Consider the following 24,960-nt stretch of genomic DNA (forward strand, 5'->3'; position numbering starts at 1 on the left):
GCTGCCGCAGGCTCACCCATTCATTGCCGATACCTGCCCGTCCCATCCCCATCAATTCAGTTTACCGTGGCAATGCTTGTACTTCTTCCCCGACCCGCAGGGGCAGGGATCGTTGCGGCCCACCTTCGGCCCGGCCTGTACGCTCACGCCGACATCGGCAGCCACCGCCGCGGCAGCTCCCAGCGCTTCGTCGTAGTCAGCGTGGTGGTACTGCACGTTGTCCAGCGCCGGCTCTTCCATCGTATCGAGCTGGGACTCGGCGCGCACCTGGACCGTCATCAGGAGCTTGGAAACGTCGCCCCTCACGGTATCGAGCAGGCCCTCGAACAGTTCGAACGATTCGCGCTTGTATTCCTGCTTGGGGTTTTTCTGCGCATAACCGCGCAGGTGAATGCCCTGGCGCAGGTGGTCGAGCGCAGCCAGATGCTCCCGCCAATGCGTATCCAGGCTCTGCAGCATCACGTCGCGCTCGAACTTGTGCCAGGCATCCAGATCGACCTGAGCCACCTTCGCCGCGTACATCTCGTCGGCGGTCGCGACGATGCGCTGCAGGATACTTTCGTCGTCGAGACTCGGTTCGGCCTTCAGCCACTCGCCGACCGGCACGCGCAGCTGGTATTCCGACGCCAGCGCGAGCTCCAGGCCCGGGATGTCCCACTGGTCCTCGACGCTGTCGGCCGGCACGTAGATGCGGAACGCGTCCTGCAGCACGCCGTGGCGCATGGCCTGGATCGTTTCGGAGATGTCCTCGCTCTCCAGCAGCTCGTTGCGTTGCTGGTAGATCACCTTGCGCTGGTCGTTGGCGACGTCGTCGTATTCGAGCAGCTGCTTGCGGATGTCGAAGTTGCGCTGCTCGACCTTGCGCTGCGCGGACTCGAGCGACCGCGTGACCATGCCGTGCTCGATCGCCTCGCCTTCCGGCATCTTCAGCCGCACCATGATGGCGTTCAGGCGCTCGCCGGCGAAGATCTTCATGAGCGGATCTTCCAGCGACAGGTAGAAGCGCGAGCTCCCGGGGTCGCCCTGGCGGCCGGCGCGGCCGCGCAGCTGGTTGTCGATACGCCGCGACTCGTGGCGCTCGGTGCCGACGATATGCAGGCCGCCTGCCGCGAGCACCTTCTCGTGCAACCCTTTCCATTCCGTGCGCATCGCGGAGATGCGAGCCTCCTTCGTCGCCCCGTCGAGCTCGGCGTTGTCGCGGATCGCTGCGATCTGCTTCTCGATGCTGCCGCCGAGCACGATGTCGGTACCGCGACCGGCCATGTTGGTCGCGATCGTGATCACGCCCGGGCGTCCTGCCTGCGCGACGACTTCAGCTTCACGATCGTGCTGCTTGGCGTTGAGCAGCTGGTGCGGCAGCTTCGCCTGCTGAAGCATTGCCGACAGGAACTCGTTGATCTCGATCGAGGTGGTGCCGACCAGCACCGGCTGGCCGCGCTCGACGCAAGCGCGGATGTCGGCGATCACGGCATCCCACTTTTCCTTCGCCGTGCGATAGACCTTGTCGTTCTCGTCCCTGCGCTGCATCGGACGGTTGGTCGGGATGACGACGGTTTCCAGACCGTAGATCTGGTGGAACTCGTAGGCTTCGGTATCGGCGGTACCCGTCATGCCGGAGAGCTTGCCGTACATGCGGAAGTAATTCTGGAAGGTGATCGAGGCGAGCGTCTGGTTCTCGGCCTGGATGCGCACGCCTTCCTTCGCTTCGACCGCCTGGTGCAGACCGTCGGACCAGCGGCGGCCGGCCATCAGACGGCCGGTGAATTCGTCGACGATGACGACTTCGTTATCCTGCACGACGTAGTGCTGATCCTTGAAGAACAGCGCATGCGCGCGCAGCGCCGCGTAGAGGTGATGGACCAGCAGGATGTTGCCCGGATCGTACAGGCTCGTTCCTTCGGCGAGCAGGCCCATGCGGGTCAGGATCTGCTCGGAGTTCTCATGCCCCTGCTCGGTCAGCAACACCTGACGCGCCTTGAGATCGACCGTGTAGTCGCCGGGCTTGGTGACGTTGTCGCCCTCGCCTTCCTGCAGCGTCAGCATCGGCGCAACCTGGTTCAGCTTCAGGTAGAGCTCGGTGTGATCTTCAGCCTGGCCGGAGATGATCAGCGGGGTACGCGCCTCGTCGATGAGGATCGAGTCCACTTCGTCGACGATGGCGTAGTTGAGCGCGCGCTGAACCCGTTCGCTGGTCGAATAGACCATGTTGTCGCGCAGGTAGTCGAAACCGAACTCGTTGTTCGTACCGTAGGTGATGTCGGCAGCGTAAGCAGCCTGCTTCTCGTCATGCTGCATGCGCGAGAGGTTGCAGCCGGTGGTCAGGCCCAGGAAGCCGTAGATGCGCCCCATCCATTCCGCGTCGCGGCTGGCCAGGTAGTCGTTGACCGTCACGACGTGGACGCCCTTGCCGGCGAGCGCGTTCAGGTAGGCCGGCAGGGTGGCGACCAGGGTCTTGCCCTCGCCGGTCCGCATTTCCGCGATCTTGCCGTTGTGCAGGACCATGCCGCCGATGAGCTGGACGTCGAAATGGCGCATGCCATGCACGCGCTTTCCGGCCTCCCGCACGACCGCGAAGGCCTCCGGCAGAAGGCTGTCGAGGGACTCGCCGTTCGCGACGCGCTGCTTGAACTCGGCGGTCTTGCCCCGCAGGGCCTCGTCCGACAGGGCTGAAATTTCCGGCTCGAGCGCGTTGATCGCCCGGACGGTCTGGGAATACTGACGGACAAGGCGGTCGTTGCGACTACCGAAGATTTTCTTGAGCAGGCCGGAAATCATGAGAAATTTTTGGGTTCGATTCGGCAAAGCGGGAAGTTTAGCATGCCGAGGGCAAGCCCCTGAGTGCCGTGCAGGCAAGGGAGAATTGCAGGCTCACCGTAACTGCGGAGATGGCGCGCTTGCTCTGCCTGCCGCCACCCCCTACCATCGCTTACCGACCCCCGATTTGTCCCCATGACCCAGCTCATCAACCGCTACCTCGGCAGTGGCGACTCACTCGCGCGATTGCAGGACCACGCCGCACGCCTGATGCGCCTTCAGAACGTGCTCGCACAGCACCTGCCGCCGGCGCTCGCGGCGGCTTGCTCGGTCGCGAACCTCAAGAGTGGCACGCTGGTGCTGCTCGCCGACGGAGGGGCCGTGGCGGCCCGCCTCAAGCAGATGGCCCCGACGCTGACCGCGCAATTCGCCGCCACCGGCGTACCCGTAACGGCCATCCAGGTGAAAGTGAAGGTCAATGAGGCGCCCGAGCCCGCACGGCGGGTCACCTCCCGCAGCTTGTCGGAGAGCGGAGCGCGCAGCCTGACGGATTTTTCGGCATCCTTGCCCGCCGATTCGCCGCTACGCGAGGCGCTGGAACGGCTCGTGTCACGCAGCCGCCGCGACGAAAAGGCCTAGACGAAGGGCACGAAGACCCGTTCGAGTGCGAACAGCGCGAGGTAGACGAAGATCACCACGACCGCCGCGCGAAAGAATTTCCACGCCCACGCCCGGTAGCGGACATTGCCCGTAAACATCCAGGCAATGACTGATCCGCCGATGCCGATCGCCGCCAGCACCATGAAAATGCGGATGACCAGCATCTGGCGCGTCAGGAAACGGTTGCGAGGGCGAACTGGTGGGTCACGGCCGCAGGCGTCGCAGCATCCTGTTCGAAGGTGACGATTTCCCAGGCGGACTGGTCTTCGAGCAGCACGCGCAGAATCTGGTTGTTGAGCGCGTGACCGGACTTGTGCGCGTTGTAGCTCGCGAGCAAGGGGTGACCGCACAGATAAAGATCGCCGATCGCGTCGAGCACCTTGTGTTTGACGAACTCGTCCGCGTAACGCAAGCCGTCGGCATTGAGCACGCGGTATTCGTCCATCACGATCGCATTGTCCAAGCTGCCGCCGAGCGCGAGGCCGTTGGCGCGCATGAACTCGACATCCTGCATGAAACCGAAGGTGCGGGCGCGTGCAATGTCGCGCACGTACGACTGTTCGGCGAAGTCCACCGTGACGCTGGTCGAGGTCTTGTCGATTGCCGGATGGTTGAAGACGATCGAGAAGGTCAGGCGGAAACCGTCATACGGATCGAGCCGCACCCACTTGTCGCCTTCTTCGTAGACGACGGGCTTTTTGACGCGCAGGAAACGCTTTGGCGCCTTCTGCTCCTCGATTCCGGCAGACTGCAGCAGGAACACGAAGGGTCCGGAGCTACCGTCGAGGATCGGGATTTCGGGCGCATCGACGTCAACATGCAGGTTGTCGATCCCGAGGCCGGCGAGCGCCGACATCAGGTGCTCGACGGTGCCGACCTTCGCGCCGTTCCGCTCGAGCCCCGAGCACATCCGCGTGTCGCAGACGGAATACGGATCGGCAGGAAAATCGATTACCGGATCCAGATCGACACGATGGAACACGATTCCGGTATCGGGAGCAGCCGGCCGCAGCACGAGCTGGACCTTGCGTCCGCCGTGCAGGCCGACGCCGGTGGCTTTGACGAGGGATTTAAGGGTGCGCTGCCGGATCATGTTCGTTTCCTCTTTTCGCCCAACATTTTAGCACGCACGTCAAGCCGGCCGCGGCGAATATTGCGGCGCAGCAACACTTCCTGACGCCCCCGTCAGGACCACCGTTTGGCCGGCACGTAAACGACGACGGGCGTCCGATACAGACCGGAGGCGGCGGTCTGCATCGGACGCCCGCACGGGGCAATGCCGGTCAGTCTGCCTGCTTGCGCAGGAAGGCGGGAATGTCGTAGGTGCCCATGCCGTTGGCGCTCATCGCCTCGACGGTCGTGCGGCGGCCGTGGCGGATCACCGCCGGAACGTCCAGGTTCGTCATGTCGATGGCGCCCATCGAGGGGCCGTACGTACCGGTACCGGCCACAACCTGCATCACGGGCTGGCGAGCGGCACGCGGCACGCCCAGACCGGTTGCGACAACGGTGACGCGGATGCGGTCTTCCATCGACTCGTCGAACACGGTGCCGTACTTCACGAAGGCTTCCGGCGCAGCGAAGGCCTGAACGGTCTTCACGGCATCGCGGACTTCGGACATCTTCAGCGAGCGGCTCGCGGTGATGTTGATCAGCACGCAACGCGCACCCGACAGCTCCGTGCCTTCCAGCAGGGGGCTGACGGCAGCCTGTTCGGCGGCGAGGCGGGCGCGATCCATGCCGGCGGCTTCGGCCGAACCCATCATCGCGCGGCCCATTTCACCCATGGCGGTGCGAACGTCCTGGAAGTCGACGTTCACCAGACCGGGAACGTTGATGATTTCCGCAATGCCGCCCACGGCACTGCTCAGCACGTTGTCGGCAGAACGGAAGCAGTCCTCGAAGCCGGCGTCGTCGCCGTACACTTCGAGCAGCTTGTCGTTGAGGACGACGATCAGCGAGTCGACATGGCGGGTCAGCTCTTCAACGCCACTCTCGGCCACGCGCAGGCGATTCTCGAAGTCGAAGGGCTTGGTCACGACCGCGACGGTCAGGATGCCCATTTCCTTCGCAATTTCGGCCACCACGGGAGCTGCACCGGTACCCGTGCCGCCACCCATGCCGCCGGTGATGAAACACATGTGAGCGCCGTCGAGCGCCTCAGCGATCGCGTCGCGCGACTCCTGCGCGGCGGTGCGGCCGGCTTCCGGCTTGGAGCCCGCGCCAAGACCGGAAGTGCCAAGCTGGATCTTGTTCGGTGCAAGACAGCGGCTCAGCGCCTGCGCGTCGGTGTTGGCGGACACGAAGTCCACGCCCTGGACGTTCTGCCGGATCATGTGATCGACGGCATTCCCACCGGCTCCGCCGACACCGACCACCTTGATGATCGTACCGGTCTGCACCTTTTCAACGATTTCGAACATTTCTTGCCTCGCCTCCTAGGGAACTACCCTAACCGTATGCTGCGTTGCGTGAACGCCTATATCTAGTAATGGGTAGCAAGTCTACTACTAAATAGGGTTTTGCACGCAACCCTTAATTCAATTTGACTGTCAAATTCTGCCAGCCGCTCAGAAATTCTTTTCGAACCACGCCTTCATGCGCCCGAACACTTGGCGCACGCTGCGTGTCTCGCGCGCCATGATCCCGCGACGGCGCTGCGCGTGGCCCTCCATCACGAGGCCCATCGCGGCGGCATAGCGCGGATGGCACACGACATCGGCGAGGCCGCCTGCGTACTGCGGCGCTCCGACCCGGACTGGCATATGAAACACCTCCTCGCCCAATTCCTCCATGCCGGGCATGACAGATGAACCGCCCGTCAGCACGATACCCGACGACAGCAGTTCCTCGTACCCGCTGCGGCGTAGCTCGGCCTGCACCAACTCGAACAGTTCGGACACACGCGGCTCGATGACGTCCGCAAGGCGCTGGCGCGACAGCGGGCGCGGCGGACGGTCGCCGACGCCGGGGACCTCGATCATTTCTTCGGGATCGGCCAGCGTATGCATCGCGATGCCCTGGCTAATCTTGATTTCCTCGGCTTCCGCGGTCGGCGTACGCAAGGCCATCGCGATATCGTTGGTGATCTGGTCGCCCGCGACCGGCAACACGGCCGTGTGACGGATTGCCCCCTGAGTGAAGACTGCAATGTCGGTCGTGCCGCCGCCGATATCGACGAGGCACACGCCCAGTTCTTTCTCGTCCTCGGTCAGCACCGAGTAGCTCGACGCGAGCGGCTGCAGGATCAGGTCCATCACCTCGAGACCGCAGCGGCGCACGCACTTGATGACGTTTTGCGCGGCCGAGACGGCCCCGGTGACGATGTGCACCTTGACCTCGAGCTTCACGCCGCTCATCCCGATCGGCTCGCGCACGCCGCCCTGGCCGTCGATGATGAATTCCTGCGTCAGGATGTGCAGGATCTGCTGTTCGGCCGGGATCGGCATCGCGCGGGCGACTTCGATCACGCGCTCGACGTCCATCGGCGTGACTTCCTTGTCCTTGATCGCGACCATGCCGTTGGAGTTGAAGCTCTTGATGTGACTGCCCGCGATGCCGGTATAGACATCGCGGATCTTGCAGTCGGCCATCAGCTCGACTTCCTGGATCACGCGCGAGATGGCGTCGACGGTCGCCTCGATATTGACGACGACGCCGCGCTTGAGGCCGTTGGTCGGCTGCGAGCCGACGCCCACGACGTTCAGCTGTCCGTCCGGTCGCGCCTCGGCCACCATGCAGGTGACCTTCGAGGTGCCGATGTCGAGTCCGACGATCAGGTCCTTGTATTCCTTGCTCATTGCTTGCCTTTAGTAGCTGCTTTGACGTCCCCCACCGGCGTGAGGGCGAATCCGCTCGGGTAGCGGAGGTCCGCTACCGCCACCTTTACTCCAAGTTTGTCCCGCGTCTGCGGCCATGCGCGGACGAAGCGCGTCAGCCGTTCGGCGACGGGCACTTTTTCCTGATCGCGGCCGAGGATGATCACCATCCCGTCGTCGAGCTTCAGTTGCCACGCTTCGCGCGCCGACAAGGACAAGGCGACGAGCTTCTTGCCGAGCGGGGAGATCATTTCCGAAAACTCGCGGTATTTCGCCTGGACGTAGCCTGACGAGCCTTGCGGACCCGAAAACGCCGGCATGTCGGCGTTGCTGGAGGCCGCGAAGACCTCGCCCTGGCGATTGACGAGCTGGGTTTCGCCGCTGTCGGAGATCGTCCAGTAGGCGACCGCCTGATGCTCTTCGAGGCGCAGTTCGAGCACGTCCGGCCAGCGTCGGCGGACTTCGGCGTGACGCACCCAGGGGAGCTTCTCGAAGGCCGCCCGCACCGTTTCAAGATTGACGGAGAAGAAGTTCCCGCGGATCGCGGTGCGGGCGACATATTCGAGCTGTGCCGTCGTCACCTGCGCGGGCGGGGTCAACACGACCACCTCGTGCAGCGGAAACAGCGGCCGCGACAGGAACCAGACGACGGCTGCGTAGCCGAGCGCCACCGCCGCAAACAGCATCAGGACGTCGGAAATCAGGTTCAGCAGCGCCGGGCGCTGCCACAGGCCTTCGCGCGTACGACCGCGCCCGGAGGCGCCGACAGTGCCGGCGACCTGCTGGGTGAGCGGAGTACGGGGGCGAAAATCAGCCAAGGCGGGCATCCTCGAGGATCGAGAGACACAGCTCAGTGAAATTCATGCCCGCAACGCGCGCGGACATCGGCACGAGGGAGTGCCCGGTCATGCCCGGCGAGGTGTTCATTTCAAGCAGATAGGGACGGCCGTCGTCAGTCAGGATGAGGTCGGCACGGCCCCAGCCGCGGCAGCCCAGCACCTGGGCGCACTTCATCACGAGCGCCTGCAACTCGGCTTCCTTCGCCTCGGGCAGCCCGCAGGGGCAGAGGTAGCGGGTGTCGTCGGTGAAGTATTTGTGCTGGTAATCGTAGTTGCCGCCCGGCGCCTCGATGCGGATCAGGGGCAAGGCCCGATCATGCAGGAAAGGCGCGGTGAGCTCGGCACCGGTGATGAATTCCTCGGCAATCACGAGGTCGTCGAAGCGCGCGGCGAGTTCCCACGCGGCTTTCAACTGCCCGGCTTCGGTGACCTTGGTCGCGCCCATGCTCGAGCCTTCGTGCACCGGCTTGACGAAGATCGGCAGGCCGAGCTCGGCGACGATCGCGTCCCAGTCCGAATCCGCATGCAGGATGGCATAACGAGGCGTCGGCAGGCCACACGCGGCCCACACCATCTTGGTACGCCACTTGTCCATCGACAACGCCGATGCCATCACGCCACTGCCCGTATACGGGATCTTCAGCAGCTCGAGCATGCCCTGCACCGTGCCGTCTTCGCCGCCACGGCCATGCAGCGCGATGAAGGCGCGGTCGAAGCCCTGCTCCTTGAGGACATGCAGGTCGCGCTCGACGGGATCGAAGCCATGTGCATCGACGCCCGCATCGCGCAGCGCCGACAGCACGGCATTGCCCGACATCAGCGAGACTTCACGTTCCGCGGAGGTACCGCCAAGCAGTACCGCCACCTTTCCGAATCTTTCCTTCATGTTCATTTCGCTCATGCCTGTTCCTCGCCGCTCGCCAACTTGCCGGGCACGGCGCCGATCGAGCCTGCGCCCATCGTGATCACCACGTCACCATCGCGCGCGGCGGAGAGAATGCTCGCGGGCATGTCCTCGATGCCCTCGACAAATATCGGTTCAACCTTGCCCGAGACGCGCAAGGCGCGTGCGAGCGAACGTCCGTCCGCCGCGACGATCGGCGGCTCGCCGGCCGCGTAGACTTCCGCCAGGAGCAGTGCGTCGACCGTCGACAACACCCGCACGAAGTCCTCGAAGCAATCCCGCGTACGGGTATAGCGGTGCGGCTGGAAGGCGAGCACGAGACGACGGCCCGGGAAAGCGCCTCGCGCCGCGGCCAACGTCGCCGCCATTTCAACCGGGTGGTGGCCATAGTCGTCAATCAGCGTGAAGCTGCCGCGCTCGCTGCCGTCTTCGCCACGCAGCAGCACTTCGCCGTAACGCTGGAAACGGCGGCCGACCCCCTTGAATTCGGCCAGCGCCTTGATGATCGCGGCGTCCGGCACCTGCACCTCGGTCGCCACCGCGATCGCCGCGAGCGCGTTGAGCACGTTGTGCAGGCCCGGCAGGTTCAGTTCGATCGGCAGACGCGAGATCGAGCCGTTGACGCGCACCGCGTCGAACAGCATGCGACCGCCCTCGGCACGGATGTTCTCGGCGCGGATGTTGGCACCTTCCGACAGGCCGTAACGCACGATCTGCTTCGACACGAGAGGCATGATCGAGCGCACGTGCGGATCGTCCTCGCACAGTACGGCCACGCCATAGAACGGCAGGTGCTGCAGGAAATCGACGAAGGCCTGCTTGAGGCGGGCAAAATCGTGCCCGTAGGTGTCCATGTGGTCGGCGTCGATGTTCGTCACCACCGAGATCACCGGCGTCAACAGCAGGAAGGAGGCATCCGACTCATCGGCTTCTGCAACGAGGAAATCGCCCTTGCCGAGGTGGGCATTGGCGCCGGCCGCGTTCAGCTTGCCGCCGATGACGAAGGTCGGGTCCATTGCGCCTTCGGCAAGGATGCTGGCGACGAGCGAAGTCGTGGTGGTCTTGCCGTGGGTACCGGCGATTGCGATACCCTGCTTCAAGCGCATGAGTTCGGCGAGCATCTGCGCACGGGGCACGACAGGAATGTGACGCGAACGCGCCGCGACCACTTCGGGGTTGTCGTTGCGCACCGCCGTCGAGATGACCACGGCGTCCACGTCCGCGACGTTTTCGGCCGCATGCCCGGAGACGACCCGCGCGCCCAGTGCACGCAGGCGTCGGGTCGCGGCGTTCTCGCCCAGATCGGACCCGCTGACGGCATAGCCGAGGTTGACCAGCACTTCGGCGATGCCGCTCATGCCTGCGCCGCCGATACCAACGAAATGAATGCGTTTGACTTTATGTTTCATCACTTTCTCCCGGCGGCGAGGGCTTCGCACACGTCGGCGACGGCGTCGGCGGCAGCCGGCTTCGCCAGCGCGCGCGCCTTGTCGGCCATTTCCAGCAGCCGCGGGCGGTCGAGGCTCGCGAGGATGCCGGCCAGTCGCTCGGCGTCGAGTTCGTTCTGGGGCAGCAGATAGGCGGCACCCTGGTCGGCCAGGAAGCGCGCATTCGAAGTCTGGTGATCGTCCACGGCGTGCGGGAAAGGCACCAGCAGGCTGGCGACGCCAACGGCAGCGAGTTCTGCAACGGTCAGCGCGCCGGCACGGCAGATGACGAGGTCCGCTTCGGCGTACTTGCCCGCCATGTCCTCGATAAAAGGCACCAGCTCGCCGTCGACGTCGGCCTTGGCATACAGGGCCCGCAACGCCTCAATCTGCCTTGCGCCGGCCTGATGCGTGACCTGCGGACGCTGGGCCGGCTTCATCAACGACAGCGCTTCCGGGACGACCTGATTGAGCGCCGCTGCGCCAAGGCTGCCGCCCACAACAAGCACCTTCAACGGCCCGGTCCGGCCCGCGAAACGCTGGACCGGCGGCGCCACGGCAGTGATCTCGGCACGCACGGGATTGCCCACCCAGACGGCCTTCTTCAGTGCGGCAGGGAAGCCCGCCAGGACGCGGTCTGCGACGCCGGCGAGGACGCGGTTTGCGAGTCCCGCAACGGAATTCTGTTCATGCAGCACGAGCGGACGGCCGATCAGCGCGGCCATCATCCCGCCCGGAAAGGTCACGTAGCCGCCCATGCCGAGGACGACGTCAGGCCGGATCCGCCGCAACGCGCCAAGGGCCTGCCAGAACCCGCGCAGCAGGTTGAGCGGCAGCAGCAGCTTGCGCAGCAAGCCCTTGCCACGCAGCGCCGAGAAACGAATCCACGCGACTTCATAGCCGCGCTCCGGGACGAGCCGTGCCTCCATCCCGTCGGGATTGCCCATCCACACGATGCGCCAGCCCTGGCTGCGCAGCCGCTCGGCGACTGCAATGCCCGGGAAGATATGTCCACCGGTGCCGCCGGCCATCACGAGGAGAGTCTTCATGACCGCCCCCTCATGACTTGCCGATTTTCCCAGTCAATGCGGAGCAGGATCGCCAGGGCGACACAGTTCGCGACGATCCCCGATCCGCCGAAACTCATCAGCGGCAGCGTCAGACCCTTGGTGGGCAACAGGCCCATGTTGACGCCCATGTTGATGAAGGACTGGACGCCGAACCACAGGGCGATGCCCATCGCGACGAGCCCGGGGAAATAGCGTTCGAGCTTGATCGCCTCGCGGCCGATCACCATGATCCGGTGCACGAGCAGCGCAAACAGCAGGACGATGGTCATCACGCCCGCGAAGCCGAGTTCCTCGGCGATCACCGCGAGGAGGAAGTCCGTATGCGCTTCGGGGAGGTAGAACAGCTTCTCGACGCTCGCTCCGAGCCCGACTCCGAACCATTCGCCACGGCCGAATGCGATCAGCGCGTGCGAGAGTTGGTAGCCCTTGCCGAAGGCGTCCTGCCAGGGATCCATGAAGCCGAACAGGCGGTCGCGGCGATACGGCGAGAGCCACACGAGCAGGCCCAGGCCGACGATCGCCACCAGCGCGAGGAGTACGAAGACGCGCACGTTGATGCCGCCGAGGAAGAGCACGCCGAATGCGATCGACGTGATCACGACGAAGGCGCCGAAGTCCGGCTCGCGCAGCAGCAGGAAGCCGACGACGATGATCGTCACCGCCATCGGCAGGAAGGCGCGGCGGAAGCTGCCCATGTCGGAGAGCTTGCGTACCGTGTAGTCGGCCGCGTACAGCGCGACGAAGAGCTTCATCAGCTCCGACGGCTGCAGGTTGATCGGCCCGAGCGGCAACCAGCGCTGCGCGCCGTTGACCTCGCGTCCGAGGCCGGGAACGAGCACGACCAGCAGCAAGACCATGCCAGCGACGAACAACCAGGGCGCGAATTGTTGCCATTGGCGCATCGAAACCTGGAACGCCGTCAGCCCGGCAATCACGCCGACGACCAGAAAGATCGCGTGGCGAATCAGGAAGTAGAACTGCTGGTAGCCCGTGAACCGGCTACCCTCGGCCGTCGCGATCGAAGCCGAATACACCATCACCATGCCGATCAGCAAGAGGGCGCAGGAGGACCAGATCAGGAGCGGATCGAGGTCGCGTGCCGATTCCTGCGGACGCATCAGGCGGTTGACGGCGCGGCTCGCGTCCGACGCGCCGCCGCGCGCCGCGCGGGAATGGAAGAAGCCGGCGAGTGCGCTGACGATCTTCATGCGGCACTCACTCCCGGAAGGCGTCGCGCGGCCGCGACGAACACTTCGGCGCGATGTGCGTAGTTGCGGAACATGTCGAGGCTGGCGCAGGCCGGCGAGAGCAGGATCGCGTCGCCTTGCTGGGCCACGGCGTTTGCGCGCTCCACGGCGGCATCCATGTCCGCTGCACGCTCGACGACTGCTCCGGCGCCGGCGATGGCGGCTTCGATCAACGGGGCGTCGCGGCCGATCAGCAACACCGCGCGGGCGTGACGGGCGACGGCGTCGCGCAGAGGCGAGAAATCCTGCCCCTTGCCGTCGCCTCCGGCGATCAGGACGACCCGCCGGCCCAGTCCTTCGAGCGCAGCCAGCGTCGCACCGACGTTGGTCCCCTTCGAGTCGTCGTAGAAGACGACGCCATCAGCGCGTCTTGCAACGGGCTCAACACGGTGCGGAAGACCGCGGAAGCCCTTCAGCGCTTGTAGCATCGGCGCGAATTCGAGTCCAATCCCATGGCACAGCGCGAGGGCGGCGAGTGCGTTGGCCGCGTTGTGCGCACCGGCGAGCGGCAGTTCGTCCTGGCGCAGCAATTTGTCCTTGCCACGAACGAGCCAAGCGTCGCCGGCGGCGTCGCTGAGGATGCCGTAATCACGGTCCGTCGGCGGAGCGTCGGTCCCGAAGGTGACGGCCATCCGGGCGGGCAAGCGCATGGCCGCAACCAGCGCATCCTGGCGGTTGAGGACCTGCACGCCCTTGCCGGCGAAGATCCGCGACTTCACCGCCGCGTAGGTCGCCAGATCGCCGTGGCGGTCGAGATGGTCGTCGGTGACGTTGAGCACGGTCGCCGCGTCGGTGTCGAGACCGGCTGCGCCTTCGAGCTGGAAACTGGAAAGCTCGAGTACCCAGCACTCGGGCAACGGCTCGCTACGGTCGAGGCGATCCATCAGCACGTCGAGTGCCGCGGGGCTGATGTTGCCTGCCGCGACCGCATCCAGCCCTGCCGCCTGGCACAGCGCGGCGGTCAGTGCCGTCGTCGTGGTCTTGCCATTGGTCCCGGTGACCGCAACGATCCGCGAACGCTCGCGCATACCGAGGTCCTCGAGCGCACGAGCGAACAAGGCCATTTCGCCGACGACCGGGATGCCGCTTCGACGCGCGGCTTCGAGCAGCGCGATGCGGCCGTCGATGCCGGGACTGAGCGCAACGAGATCCACCCCGTCGAGCAGCCCGTCGGAGAACTCGCCAAGGACAATCTGCGCATCAGGCAGCGCCGACTGGAGTGTGGCCAGACCGGGGGGTTGGGTGCGGCTGTCCGCAACACGCAGGCGGGCGCCCTGGCCGGCACACCAGCGTGCCATCGCAAGGCCCGATTCACCGAGGCCGAGCACCAGAACGAAACGGTCGGTCAGGGCGTTCATCGCAGTTTCAGCGAGGACAGGCCGAACAGCACCAGCATCAGGGTGATGATCCAGAACCGGACAACGACCTGGGTTTCCTTCCAGCCACCCAGTTCGTAATGGTGATGCAGCGGCGCCATGCGGAAAATGCGCTTGCCGCCGCTGTATTTGAAGTAGAGCACCTGCACCATGACCGACATCGTCTCGGCGACGAACAGGCCGCCCATGATGAAGAGGACGATTTCCTGGCGTACGACCACGGCGACGGTGCCGAGCGCCGCCCCGAGGGCGAGCGCGCCGACATCACCCATGAAGACCTCGGCCGGATACGCGTTGAACCACAGGAATCCGAGGCCGGCGCCGCACAGCGCGCCGCAGAAGACCGCAAGTTCGCCTGCGCCGGCGATGTAGGGAACGCCGAGATACTTGGCGAAGCCGGCGTGCCCCGCGACGTAGGCGAAGATCGCCAGCGCCCCGGCGACCATCACCGTCGGCATGATCGCCAGACCGTCCAGGCCGTCGGTGAGGTTCACCGCATGGCTGGTGCCGTTGATGACGAAGTACGAGAGGGCGACGAAGCCCCAGACGCCGAGGGGATAGGAGACGGCCTTGAAGAAGGGCACGATCAGGTCGGTCTGCGCGGGTTCGGTTGCCGTCAGACCGAGAACCATCGCGGCCGCCAACGCAATCAGCGAGGTCCACAAATATTTCCAGCGGCTCGCGAGCCCCTTCGGGTCGCGGTGCACGACCTTGCGCCAGTCATCGACCCAGCCGACGGCGCCGAAGCCGAGGCTCACCAACAGGGTCACCCACACGTAGTGATTGTGCAGGTCGCCCCAGAGCAGGGTCGTCACGGCAATCGCGATCAGGATGAGCGCGCCGCCCATGGTGGGCGTTCCGGCCTTGGTCAGGTGCGACTTCGGGCCGTCGTCGCGCACGGCCTGGCCGATCTTCTTTTCCGTCAGCCAGCGGATCAGCGTCGGCCCGAACACGAAGGAAATCACCAGCGCAGTCAGGGCCGCCAGAACGGTGCGCAGCGTGATGTAGCCGAATACGTTGAAAGTACGGATGTCCTGGCCCAACCAGAGGGCAAGTTCGAGCAGCATGACTTAATGAGACTCCTGTGACGGGGCGCCATTGTGCACCGCCGCAAGCGCGTTCGCCACCCGTTCCATCCGCATGAAGCGAGATCCTTTGACCAGCACCACCGTATGGGGGTCGAGTTGTCCTTCGAGAGCCGCCACCAGTGCCTCCGGAGAGTCGAAATGATGCGCGCCCTCGCCGAAGTTGTGGGCCGCGACAGCGCTCATCTCGCCGAGCGCGTACAAGGTGTCGATCCCCTTGCTCTTCGCGTAGCCGCCGATTTCGTCGTGCAGTTGCGCGCTGGTCTGGCCGATCTCGCCCATGTCCCCGAGCACGAGCACCGTGTGGCCCGCCGTCGAGGCCAGGACGTCGATCGCGGCACGCATCGAATCCGGGTTGGCGTTGTAGGTGTCGTCGAGAATCACCGCACCGCCGAGTCCGGGGCGACGTTGAAGCCGTCCCGGTGCGCCGCTGAAACCCGCGAGCCCCTCGACGACGGCCTCGAGCGTCGCGCCGGCAGCCAGACACGCGGCCGCGGCACCGGCGGCATTGCGCACGTTATGGACGCCCGGGACCTGAAGCTCGATCTTGACCGTATTGCGCGGGGTGACCAGCTCCAACGAGGAGCCGAAGCCATGCTGCGTGCAACGCACCGTCACGTCGGCCGGATGCTCCATGCCAAAGCTCATCACGCGGCGGCCGGCGTTGAGATCGCTCCAGTAGGCCGCGTGCGGATCGTCGGCATTGACGATGGCGACGCCGTCCTCGGCCAGCCCGGCGTAGATCGCCCCCTTTTCGTGGGCAATTTCGACGAGCGAACCCATTCCCATCAGATGCGCGCGCTGCGCGTTGGTGACGATGGCAACGGTCGGTCGGGCGATATCGGTCAGATAGGCAATCTCGCCGGGATGGTTCATGCCCATCTCGATGATCGCCGCGCAATGCCCGTCGCGGAGTTCGAGCAGCGTCAGGGGGAGTCCGATGTCGTTGTTCAAATTGCCCGAGGTCGCGAGGACGGCGCCGGGCCCGCGTCCATCGAGACGCGCCTGCGCACGCATGATCGCGGCGCACATTTCCTTCACGGTCGTCTTGCCGTTGCTCCCCGTGACGCCGATCAGCGGGATCTCGAAACGACGGCGCCAGAACGCGGCCAGCGCCCCGAGCGCAAGCCGGGTATCGTCGGCGATCAGGAGCGGCAGTTCGACATCGCCGTGCTCCGCGGCCCATGCGGCATCGACGAGTGCCGCGACCGCGCCTTGCTCGCCCGCCAGGGCGACGAAATCGTGGCCGTCGAAGCGTTCGCCGCGCAACGCGACAAAAAGCTGTCCTGCGCGGATGCGGCGGCTATCGGTTCCGACGCAGTCGAAGCGCGCCTCGGCCGTCGCACGCAGGTCGAGGCCCTGAGCAACTTCCTGCAGGGTCAGCATGCACCCCGCCCCATCTTCCGGTTCCACTCCATCAGCGCGGCGCGCGCCTGTTCGACATCCGAGAATGGCATGCGTACCCCGAGGATCTCCTGATAGGGTTCATGGCCCTTGCCCGCGAGCACGATCACGTCGTCCGCAGCAGCCTCATCGACAGCGAGCCGGATCGCCTGCGCGCGATCTACGATACGTTCGGCGTTCGCACCGGCCCCGTTGACGATCGCGTCGATGATCTTCTCGGGGTCTTCGCTACGAGGATTGTCGCTCGTGATGATCACGCGATCGGCAAGCTGACCTGCGACTTCGCCCATGATCGGACGCTTGCCGGCATCGCGATCGCCGCCACAGCCGAACACGCAGACCAGGCGCCCGCCACGGGCGCGCGCCGTACCGCTGACGGACTCCAGCACCTTCGCCAGTGCATCGGGCGAATGCGCATAGTCGACCACCACCAGCGGCTCCGCGACGCCGCCGACGAGTTGCATGCGGCCTTCCGGCGGAGTCAGCCGCGAAATCACCCGCAGCACGTCTTCGAGCGCATGTCCGCGCGCCAGCAAGGCCCCCGACACGGCCATCAGGTTCGAAACATTAAAGGGCGCGACCAAGCGAACCTGCACGTCGGAACGCGTGCCATCCCACTCCAGCGTGAAGCGCAGCCCGGCCGGCGAACTCTGCACGTTCTCAGCAAGCAGTACGCGCGCACCGGGCACGGCCGCGGCGTTGATCGCGACGCGCGTGTAACCGATGACGGGCATGCCTTGCGCAACGAGACGACGGGCCTGTCCCAGGCCGAAACTGTCGTCGAGGTTGATCACGGCCGTGGAAACGCCGGGAAGGTCGAACAACTTCGCCTTCGCGGCAGCATAGCTATCCATGCTGCCGTGGTAATCGAGATGGTCGCGCGTCAGGTTGGTGAAGACCGCCACGTCGAAAGCGACGCCGTTCAGGCGCTCCTGATCGAGGCCGATCGACGAGACCTCCATCACCGCGGCTCGGGCGTCGGTCGCGACGAATTCCGCGAGAAGGCGATGCAATTCGAGCGCGTCGGGGGTTGTATTGATCGTGTTGGCGAGTTGCCCCGGGAAGCCGTTGCCGAGCGTACCGATGACGCCGCAACGTTCGTCGAAATGCCCGATCGCGCGCGCCAGCCACTGAGTAACGGTCGTCTTTCCGTTCGTGCCGGTGACGCCAGCCACCCAAAGCTTCTGCGACGGATGCCGGTAGATGGCGTCGGCAAGGTAGCCGCCGAGCTGCCGCAGCCCTGCGACGGCCATTGCCGGCACGGCGACCGCATCCGGGCGATAGCCATCGACGTCATCCCACAACACAGCGGAAGCCCCCTGGCCGACGGCAGCGTCGATGTACTTGCGACCATCGGTCTTGAACCCCGGCCACGCAGCAAAGACGTGGCCCGGTTCGATGCGACGGGAATCGGCGGTGATGCCGTCGGGGGTGACGCCTGCTTCGCGCAGGCGCTCCAGGATATTCAGGGCCTGGGCAGCGCTCACATGCTCTCCTTCACTGCGGGGGGCTCGCCGGCCTTCTGGGCGAGTTGCAGCGGCACCAGCGGCGCGTCAGGCGGCACGCCGAGCGTGCGCAATGCGCCTTCAGCGATCTGGGCAAAGACGGGAGCGGCAACGGTACCGCCGTAATACTGGCCGGCGGAGGGTTCATCAATCATCACGGCCACAATTATCCGCGGATCCGACGCCGGCACCATGCCGACAAACGATGAAACATATTTGTTCGCATAATGACCACCCTCGAGTTTGTGGGCAGTCCCGGTCTTGCCGGCGACGCGGTAACCCGAAATCTGCGCGCGGGGCGCTGTCCCGCCGGGACTGACGACCATCTCGAGCATGGCGCGCATCTCGCGGACGGTCTCGGACGAGAAGATCCGCTTGCCGCCGGTCGGGGGGCCATCGAGCTTGCGCAACGACAGCGGCACCATTTCGCCATCGCGGGCGAAAACCAGGTACGCGTGGGCGAGCTGGATGAGACTCACGGAGATACCGTGACCGAAAGACATCGTCGCCTGCTCGACCGGCTTCCATGTATGTGCCGGACGCAGCCGACCGCCGGCCTCCCCGGGGAAGCCGAGACTCAGCGGCTTGCCGAAACCGAGCGCGTCAAAGTTCCGCCACATTTCCTCGGGCTGGAAGTTCATCGCGATCTTGACGGTGCCGACGTTCGACGACTTCTGGATGACCTGCGCCACGGACAGCATGCCGTTATGGTGCGAGTCAGAAATCGTCGCCTTGCCGATCGTGATCCGCCCCGCACCGGTGTCGACCATGCTACTGGGTCGCACTTTTCCACGCTCGAGTGCGAGCGCAACCGTGAAGGGCTTCATCGTCGAGCCGGGCTCGAAGGTATCGGTGAAGACGCGGTTGCGCAGCTGCGCGCCGGTCAGATCGGTACGGTTGTTCGGGTTGTAGGTCGGGGCGTTAACCAGCGCCAGAATTTCGCCGGTGCGGGCGTCGAGCACAACCGACGCACCGGCCTTCGCCTTGTGCGTGGTCATTGCCTGACGCAGGGCGGAGTAGGCGATGTACTGGATTTTCGAATCGACCGACAGCGCGAGATCCTCGCCGTCACGCGGCGAGCGCACCCATTCGACGTCATCGACCACTTGACCGCGGCGATCGCGGATCACGCGGCGCACACCGGGCTTGCCGGCCAGCGAGTTCTCGAAGGCGAGTTCGACCCCCTCCTGCCCCTTGTCATCGACGCCGGTAAAGCCCAACACGTGGGCCATTACCTCGCCGCCGGGGTAATAGCGGCGGAATTCCTGCTGCTGGTGGATTCCGGGCAGCTTGAGGTCGGCGATCTGCTGGGCGAGTTCGGGCGACAGCTGGCGCTTGAGATAGACGAATTCGCGGCCCGCGCCCAGGCGGCGATCGAGCTCCTGCACGTCCATTTCGAGCAGGCCGGCGAGCCTGCGCATGTCGGCCGGCGAAAGCTGCGCGTCGGACGGGATCGCCCAGATCGAGCGCACCGGCGTACTGACCGCCAACATGTCGCCGTTGCGGTCGGTGACGCGTCCGCGCGTGGCGGGGGCCTCGATCACGCGCGCGTAGCGCGACTCGCCCTTGGCCTGCAAAAAGTCGTTGTTCACGCCTTGCAGATAGACCGCGCGCCCGGTCAGTGCGAGCGAACCGCACATCAGGCCGAGCATCACGACGCGGACCCGCCATCCGGGCAGGCCGTTCTTCAGCAAGGGGTTATGGTTGAATGTTACCGGGCGCCGCTTGGTCATTGCGCCACCTCCACCGAGAAAAGCTGTCCGGACGGCGGCACGCGCATGCCCAGACGCTCGCGGGCGATCTTTTCGACGCGCGCATGGGCCGCCCAAGTGCTCTGTTCGAGCTGCAACTGATCCCACTCCACTTCAAGACCGTGCATCCGCGTCTGTTCGCGCTCCAACTCTGTGTACAGCTTGCGGGCCTGGTGCTGCGACCCCACCACGCCGAGGGCGCTGGCGACGGCGATCGCCACGAGAAAGGCATCCACGCGGATCATGCTGCCGCCTCCGTACGTTCGGCGACGCGCATCACGGCACTGCGCGCACGAGGATTGGCCGCGACTTCGGCGCTGCCAGGACGCTGCGACTTGCCCACGAGTACGAGCCGCGGCTTCGGCAGATCGGCGGCACGCACCGGCAGACGGGCCGGCAATTGGGGTGGACGCGATTCGTCGCGCATGAAGCGCTTGACGATGCGGTCTTCGAGGGAATGGAAGCTGATCACTGCGAGCCGCCCGTGCGGCTTCAGGCGACGTACGGCTTCAGGCAGGATCAGCGACAGCTCTTCGAGTTCCCGATTGATGAAAATCCGTAGAGCCTGGAAGCTACGCGTCGCCGGGTGCTGCCCCGGCTCGCGTGTACGGACCGTTTTTTCCACGATCGCGGCAAGCTGTCCAGTGGTTGCAATAGCCCCCCCTGTCCGAGCAGCTGCAATCGCCTTTGCAATCGCATAAGCAAACCGTTCTTCCCCATAATCCCTGAGTACCTCCGTGATTTCCGCGACAGACGCCTCGGCCAGCCATTCGGCTACCGTCTGTCCGCGGGTCGTATCCATTCGCATGTCGAGGGGTGCATCGAAGCGGAAGCTCATGCCCCGCGCCGGCTCGTCGAATTGCGGCGAAGAGACGCCGAGATCGAGCAGCACGCCATCGACGTGCGCAATGCCCAAGCGGTCGAGTTCCTCGCCGAGTGCGCTGAAAGGGGCATGCACGAGCACGAATCGCGGATCCGTGAGCGCCTGCCCTGCTTGGATGGCCATCGGGTCGCGGTCGAATGCGATCAGGCGCCCGTGACTACCCAGCCTGGAAAGAATTGCGCGGCTGTGACCGCCGCGTCCGAAGGTGCCGTCCACATAGATGCCATCGGCGCGCACATCCAGCGCGTCGACCGCTTCGGAGAGGAGCACCGTGACGTGCCCGTTCGCGTCGCTCACAGCGCGAGGCTCTCGAATCCGGCCGGCAGCGGGCCGCTCGCTAGCGCCAGCATGGCTTCCTGCTGCTTCTGCCAGCCCGCATCGGACCACAGCTCGAAGTGAGTGCCCTGCCCGACCAGCCACACCTGCTTCTCGAGCCCGGCCCACTGGCGCGAAGTCGGGGCGATCAGCACGCGCCCGGCCGAATCCAGCTCTTCCTCCTGCGCATAGCCGATCAGCAGCCGCTTGAGGCCGGCCGTCTGCATGTCGAGCCCCGGCATCGCCGAAACCTTGTCTCGAATGGGATCCCATGCCGTCTTCGGGTAGACGAGCAGGCACTTGTGCGGATGGGCGGTAATCACGAGGGGAGCCCCATCGGGAACGAGGGCGTCACGATGCCGCGCCGGGACCGCTAGGCGTCCTTTCGCATCGAGACTGAGCGCAGAGGCACCCTGGAACATCACCCCCCCTGATTTTTCTTCGCCGAAGTGTATCGGAATAACACTTTGACCCACTTTTCACCACCGGACCCCACTTTAGAGCAAAGGTAAAACCGGGTCAAGCTGACGAAACGGATTTTTCCGTTGCGGCACAATGACTTATGGCTTCGGCGGGAAAGACGAGAAAGCCTGAAAAATCAAGGCAGATAGCGCAACTTCATGAGTCTTTTTGGGAAAAAATGCCCGGCGCCGCGCCCCAGGGTGGGGAGCGGTGGGAAAACCGGTCAAAAAGAACGATGGAATTGGTTTCGGCGGGGAAAGAGGGAAGTTCGCCGATAAGCCGGGTTCTGTCGAACGGCCGCGGAGCGAACCGCGACCGCCGGGCAGTCATTCCTCTGGGGGCCGTGTTGCCACGGCGCTCTAGCAGCCTACCCGGGAGCAGCGCGAGCCACGCCATTGCTCCCCTATTTGGCCTTGCCCCGGATGGGGTTTGCCGTGCCAGTCCTGTTACCAGTCCTGCGGTGGGCTCTTACCCCACCGTTTCACCCTTACCTGTGCCTGCGAAACAGGCCATCGGCGGTTTGCTCTCTGTTGCACTTTCCGTCGCCTTGCGGCGCCCGGCCGTTAGCCGGCATCCTGCTCTGCGGGGCCCGGACTTTCCTCCACGTACACGAGGTACGCAGCGACTGCCTGGCGAACTTCCCGCGGCGATTATACGCGAGCGCTCACTGTCCCGCTGGAACAAAAGCGATCGCGCCCTCCTTCAGGCGGAAGGTGCCTACCAAGGGGCCGGGTGCTGTGCCCTGGGCATTGTCCCAGTCCTGGACGGCGCACTTTTCGGTGCTCACGAGGTACCAGCGGTTCCCCTGATGCACGCCCCACAGGCGATCCCCCGCCTCGAACACTTCTATCGGCGTGAGTTCGGTCCGGTCGGGGTGAATCGCGACGCGGCGCTGGCAGCTCGGCAGGCGCGATGGAATCAGCGCCTGGTTCACCGTCTTGTCCCAGAAATAAGGCTGCTCGCGCACGAGGATCAAGGCGTGCTGACTCCCCTCGATCATGTAGGCGGTCGCACCGTTCTCGCACGCCATCAGTATCGGCGTCAGCGCGAGCACCGCACACAGATTTCTAAGGGAAGTCGGCAGCATATCTTGCAGTCCTGTCAGAGCAGGCGCCAGGCAACCGATTCGCCGGCGCGCAAGGGCACGAGGGGATCGTCGCCAAGATACCCGTATGCGGATGGCACCGTCCACTCGTCCTTCACGAGCGCGATGCGGTCCTCGTTCGCGGGCAGGCCATAGAATGCGGGGCCGTTCAGGCTCGCGAACGCCTCGAGGCGATCGAGGGCGCCTGCCTGTTCGAAGGCCTCGGCGTAGAGTTCGATCCCGGCGTGAGCCGTATAGCACCCGGCACACCCGCAGGCCGCCTCTTTCGTCGACTTGGCATGCGGCGCCGAGTCCGTACCGAGGAAGTACTTTGCACTGCCGCTCGTCACCGCTTCGACGAGCGCTCGGCGATGGGTTTCGCGCTTGAGCACCGGCAGGCAATAGTGATGCGGCCGGATGCCGCCGGCGAAGATCGCATTGCGGTTGAGCAGCAGGTGGTGCGCGGTCACGGTCGCGCCCACGTTGGCGCCGACGCTCGCGACGAACTGGACGGCGTCGGATGTCGTGATGTGCTCGAAGACCACGCGCAGCCCCGGGAAACGGGCGACCATCGGCGCGAGCACGCGATCAATGAAGACCTGTTCGCGATCGAAGACATCGACGTCGCCGTGCGTCACTTCGCCGTGGACGCATAGCACCATTCCGAGCTGCTCCATGCGCTCGAGGACGGGATAGACCTTGTCGATGGCCGTCACGCCGGCATCCGAATTAGTCGTCGCGCCGGCCGGATAGAGCTTCACCGCAACGACCGCGCCGCTCGCCTTGGCGCGATCGATTTCGTCCGGCGCTGTGTTGTCGGTGAGATAGAGGCTCATCAGCGGCTCGAACTTCAAGCCCGCGGGAACGGCGGCATTGATCCGCGCGCGGTATTCGATGGCTTGCGCGGTGGTCGTCACCGGCGGCCGCAGATTGGGCATGATCAGCGCACGAGCGAAGCGTTGTGCAGTATGCGGAACCACGGTGGCGAGGGCGTCGCCGTCGCGCACGTGCAGATGCCAGTCGTCGGGGCGAATCAGGGAGAGCGTTTGCATGACCAGTCCGTTTCTTGGGGGTGCACAATTATAGGCGCGCTTCAGCCGCCCTTGAGTTCGAGGGCGCGCGCGTAGAGGGCGTTGCGCGAGGCGCCGGTGATTTCGGCCGTCAGCCGCGCCGCGCTTTTGACGGGCAACTCGGCGAGCAGCAGTCCGAGCACGCGCTCGGCCTCCGCGCCGATCCCCTCGACCGCCGGCGCAGCGGACACGATCAGGACGAACTCCCCGCGCGTATGGTTCGCATCCTCCGCAAGCCATGCAGCCGCGTCGGCGAGCGGCATGCGCACGATCTGCTCGTAGATCTTGGTGAGTTCGCGCGCGATGACAATCTCGCGCTGCGGTTCGAGCACGTCCGCCAGGTCCGCCACGCATTCGGCGATACGGTGCGGCGATTCGTAGAACACGAGCGGCACCGCCTGCGCCCGCAAGGACTCGATCGCCGCCTTGCGCGCAGCCTGCCGAGCAGGGAGGAAGCCGACGAAGTGGAATCCGTTGTCGACGAAACCGGCCGCCGACAAGGCCGCGATGGCCGCGCACGCGCCCGGCACCGGCACCACCGGGAAGCCCGCCTCCCGCACACGCGCCACCGCTCGCGCACCCGGATCGGACACTGCCGGGGTACCGGCGTCGCTGATCAGCGCAACGTGCTGACCGGCTTCCAGCATCCGGATCACCTGGCCGACGGCCGCCTGTTCGTTGTGCTCATGCAGCGCGAGCAGCCGCGAGCGAATGCCGAGCGCATCAAGCAGCCGCTGGCTATGGCGCGTGTCCTCGGCGGCAATCGCCTCGACCGAAGCAAGCACGGCCTGGGCGCGCAGCGTGATGTCCTGCAGGTTTCCCAGCGGGGTGGCCACCACATACAATGACGGCGTACTTGAAAGAGGCGAAGGACTGGCGGCCATGAGAGAAGAGAAAGGCAATACGGGGGCAGGCATTGTCGACCCCGCGCGGGGCGCGAAGCAAGCACGCGGCAAGGCGGCCGAGATGCTGGCCGAACGTTTCTTGTCCTCGCGCGGCGTCACGACCATCGCCCGCAATGTGCGCTGTCGCGGCGGCGAAGTGGATCTGATCTGCTTCGACCGCGGGGCGGTCGTCTTCGTCGAGGTGCGCCTGCGCACGAACCCGCGCTTCGGCGGTGCCGCCGCGAGCATCACGGCAACCAAGCGCCGGCGGATCGAACTGGCGGCACGCTGGTGGCTGTATGGCGCCGGCCGGCGGCATGCCGAACGCCCCTGCCGCTTCGATGCCATCCTGCTGAGCAGCCTCGACGAGGATGGCATCGACTGGATACGCGGCGCATTCGATGCCTGCTTCGCGTAACCGA

General features: G+C 65.3%; 23 protein-coding genes and 1 other RNA gene. 2 read left to right on the plus strand and 22 right to left on the minus strand.

Annotated elements, in window-relative coordinates; translation table 11 throughout:
• Positions 1 to 51 precede the first annotated feature (51 nt).
• A complete protein-coding gene (gene secA, locus AZKH_RS18420; RefSeq protein ID WP_015437303.1) occupies positions 52 to 2,775 on the minus strand; it encodes a preprotein translocase subunit SecA in 2,724 nt (907 codons plus the stop codon).
• Positions 2,776 to 2,949: 174 nt separating this feature from the next.
• Between secA and AZKH_RS18425 the strand changes: the two genes are divergently transcribed.
• Entirely contained in the window at positions 2,950 to 3,393 is a 444-nt protein-coding gene (locus AZKH_RS18425) for a DUF721 domain-containing protein (protein ID WP_015437304.1), read from the plus strand.
• Here AZKH_RS18425 and AZKH_RS18430 read toward each other — a convergent pair.
• The 21 genes from AZKH_RS18430 to rsmI all read right to left on the minus strand — a co-directional run bounded on the left by AZKH_RS18430 (position 3,390) and on the right by rsmI (position 24,538).
• The gene (locus AZKH_RS18430) at positions 3,390 to 3,578 is read right to left on the minus strand and encodes a hypothetical protein (protein ID WP_015437305.1); all 189 of its coding nucleotides are present in this window, start codon (positions 3,576 to 3,578) and stop codon (positions 3,390 to 3,392) included. The two genes, AZKH_RS18425 and AZKH_RS18430, sit on opposite strands and share 4 nt — an antisense overlap.
• A gap of 8 nt (positions 3,579 to 3,586) precedes the next feature.
• Positions 3,587 to 4,507, minus strand: a complete 921-nt coding sequence (gene lpxC, locus AZKH_RS18435; RefSeq protein ID WP_015437306.1) for a UDP-3-O-acyl-N-acetylglucosamine deacetylase — start codon at positions 4,505 to 4,507, stop codon at positions 3,587 to 3,589.
• 190 nt (positions 4,508 to 4,697) lie between these two features.
• Entirely contained in the window at positions 4,698 to 5,837 is a 1,140-nt protein-coding gene (gene ftsZ, locus AZKH_RS18440) for a cell division protein FtsZ (protein WP_015437307.1), read from the minus strand.
• 147 nt (positions 5,838 to 5,984) lie between these two features.
• Complete coding sequence (gene ftsA, locus AZKH_RS18445; RefSeq protein WP_015437308.1) at positions 5,985 to 7,214, minus strand: cell division protein FtsA; 1,230 nt, start codon at positions 7,212 to 7,214, stop codon at positions 5,985 to 5,987.
• Entirely contained in the window at positions 7,211 to 8,059 is an 849-nt protein-coding gene (locus tag AZKH_RS18450) for a cell division protein FtsQ/DivIB (protein WP_015437309.1), read from the minus strand. The genes ftsA and AZKH_RS18450 overlap by 4 nt, the downstream gene beginning before the upstream one ends.
• A complete protein-coding gene (locus AZKH_RS18455; protein ID WP_041657552.1) occupies positions 8,043 to 8,957 on the minus strand; it encodes a D-alanine--D-alanine ligase in 915 nt (304 codons plus the stop codon). Before AZKH_RS18455 ends, AZKH_RS18450 begins: the two co-directional genes overlap by 17 nt.
• An 11-nt stretch (positions 8,958 to 8,968) precedes the next feature.
• Positions 8,969 to 10,384 (minus strand): UDP-N-acetylmuramate--L-alanine ligase, encoded by a 1,416-nt coding sequence (gene murC / locus AZKH_RS18460; protein WP_015437311.1) that lies wholly within the window; start codon positions 10,382 to 10,384, stop codon positions 8,969 to 8,971.
• Positions 10,384 to 11,451 (minus strand): undecaprenyldiphospho-muramoylpentapeptide beta-N-acetylglucosaminyltransferase, encoded by a 1,068-nt coding sequence (gene murG / locus AZKH_RS18465; protein ID WP_015437312.1) that lies wholly within the window; start codon positions 11,449 to 11,451, stop codon positions 10,384 to 10,386. The genes murC and murG overlap by 1 nt, the downstream gene beginning before the upstream one ends.
• The gene (gene ftsW / locus AZKH_RS18470) at positions 11,448 to 12,680 is read right to left on the minus strand and encodes a putative lipid II flippase FtsW (protein ID WP_015437313.1); all 1,233 of its coding nucleotides are present in this window, start codon (positions 12,678 to 12,680) and stop codon (positions 11,448 to 11,450) included. Before ftsW ends, murG begins: the two co-directional genes overlap by 4 nt.
• A complete protein-coding gene (gene murD / locus AZKH_RS18475) occupies positions 12,677 to 14,077 on the minus strand; it encodes a UDP-N-acetylmuramoyl-L-alanine--D-glutamate ligase (RefSeq protein ID WP_015437314.1) in 1,401 nt (466 codons plus the stop codon). Before murD ends, ftsW begins: the two co-directional genes overlap by 4 nt.
• Complete coding sequence (gene mraY, locus AZKH_RS18480; RefSeq protein ID WP_015437315.1) at positions 14,074 to 15,162, minus strand: phospho-N-acetylmuramoyl-pentapeptide-transferase; 1,089 nt, start codon at positions 15,160 to 15,162, stop codon at positions 14,074 to 14,076. The genes murD and mraY overlap by 4 nt, the downstream gene beginning before the upstream one ends.
• A gap of 3 nt (positions 15,163 to 15,165) precedes the next feature.
• Positions 15,166 to 16,566: a UDP-N-acetylmuramoyl-tripeptide--D-alanyl-D-alanine ligase gene (gene murF / locus AZKH_RS18485; protein WP_015437316.1), complete on the minus strand. Its 1,401-nt coding sequence runs from the start codon at positions 16,564 to 16,566 to the stop codon at positions 15,166 to 15,168.
• Positions 16,560 to 18,071, minus strand: coding sequence for a UDP-N-acetylmuramoyl-L-alanyl-D-glutamate--2,6-diaminopimelate ligase (locus AZKH_RS18490; protein WP_015437317.1), 1,512 nt, complete (start codon positions 18,069 to 18,071; stop codon positions 16,560 to 16,562). The genes murF and AZKH_RS18490 overlap by 7 nt, the downstream gene beginning before the upstream one ends.
• Complete coding sequence (locus AZKH_RS18495; RefSeq protein ID WP_015437318.1) at positions 18,068 to 19,822, minus strand: penicillin-binding protein 2; 1,755 nt, start codon at positions 19,820 to 19,822, stop codon at positions 18,068 to 18,070. The genes AZKH_RS18490 and AZKH_RS18495 overlap by 4 nt, the downstream gene beginning before the upstream one ends.
• The gene (ftsL, locus tag AZKH_RS18500; protein WP_015437319.1) at positions 19,819 to 20,085 is read right to left on the minus strand and encodes a cell division protein FtsL; all 267 of its coding nucleotides are present in this window, start codon (positions 20,083 to 20,085) and stop codon (positions 19,819 to 19,821) included. The genes AZKH_RS18495 and ftsL overlap by 4 nt, the downstream gene beginning before the upstream one ends.
• On the minus strand, positions 20,082 to 21,020 hold the full coding sequence (gene rsmH / locus AZKH_RS18505; RefSeq protein ID WP_015437320.1) for a 16S rRNA (cytosine(1402)-N(4))-methyltransferase RsmH: 939 nt from the start codon (positions 21,018 to 21,020) through the stop codon (positions 20,082 to 20,084). Before rsmH ends, ftsL begins: the two co-directional genes overlap by 4 nt.
• On the minus strand, positions 21,017 to 21,460 hold the full coding sequence (gene mraZ, locus AZKH_RS18510) for a division/cell wall cluster transcriptional repressor MraZ (protein ID WP_015437321.1): 444 nt from the start codon (positions 21,458 to 21,460) through the stop codon (positions 21,017 to 21,019). Before mraZ ends, rsmH begins: the two co-directional genes overlap by 4 nt.
• Positions 21,461 to 21,759: 299 nt before the next feature.
• Positions 21,760 to 22,141: RNase P RNA component class A (gene rnpB, locus AZKH_RS26465), an RNA gene on the minus strand.
• 23 nt (positions 22,142 to 22,164) lie between these two features.
• Positions 22,165 to 22,587, minus strand: coding sequence for a hypothetical protein (locus AZKH_RS18515; protein WP_015437322.1), 423 nt, complete (start codon positions 22,585 to 22,587; stop codon positions 22,165 to 22,167).
• Positions 22,588 to 22,601: 14 nt separating this feature from the next.
• Entirely contained in the window at positions 22,602 to 23,636 is a 1,035-nt protein-coding gene (gene pyrC, locus AZKH_RS18520; protein ID WP_015437323.1) for a dihydroorotase, read from the minus strand.
• A 41-nt stretch (positions 23,637 to 23,677) separates the two neighbouring features.
• The gene (gene rsmI / locus AZKH_RS18525) at positions 23,678 to 24,538 is read right to left on the minus strand and encodes a 16S rRNA (cytidine(1402)-2'-O)-methyltransferase (protein ID WP_083903102.1); all 861 of its coding nucleotides are present in this window, start codon (positions 24,536 to 24,538) and stop codon (positions 23,678 to 23,680) included.
• On the opposite strand from rsmI, the gene AZKH_RS18530 reads away from it, so the two are divergent.
• Complete coding sequence (locus tag AZKH_RS18530; RefSeq protein ID WP_015437325.1) at positions 24,537 to 24,956, plus strand: YraN family protein; 420 nt, start codon at positions 24,537 to 24,539, stop codon at positions 24,954 to 24,956. The two genes, rsmI and AZKH_RS18530, sit on opposite strands and share 2 nt — an antisense overlap.
• The last annotated feature ends 4 nt before the right edge of the window (positions 24,957 to 24,960 follow it).

The sequence above is a fragment of the Azoarcus sp. KH32C genome (assembly GCF_000349945.1).
Lineage (GTDB): Bacteria > Pseudomonadota > Gammaproteobacteria > Burkholderiales > Rhodocyclaceae > Aromatoleum.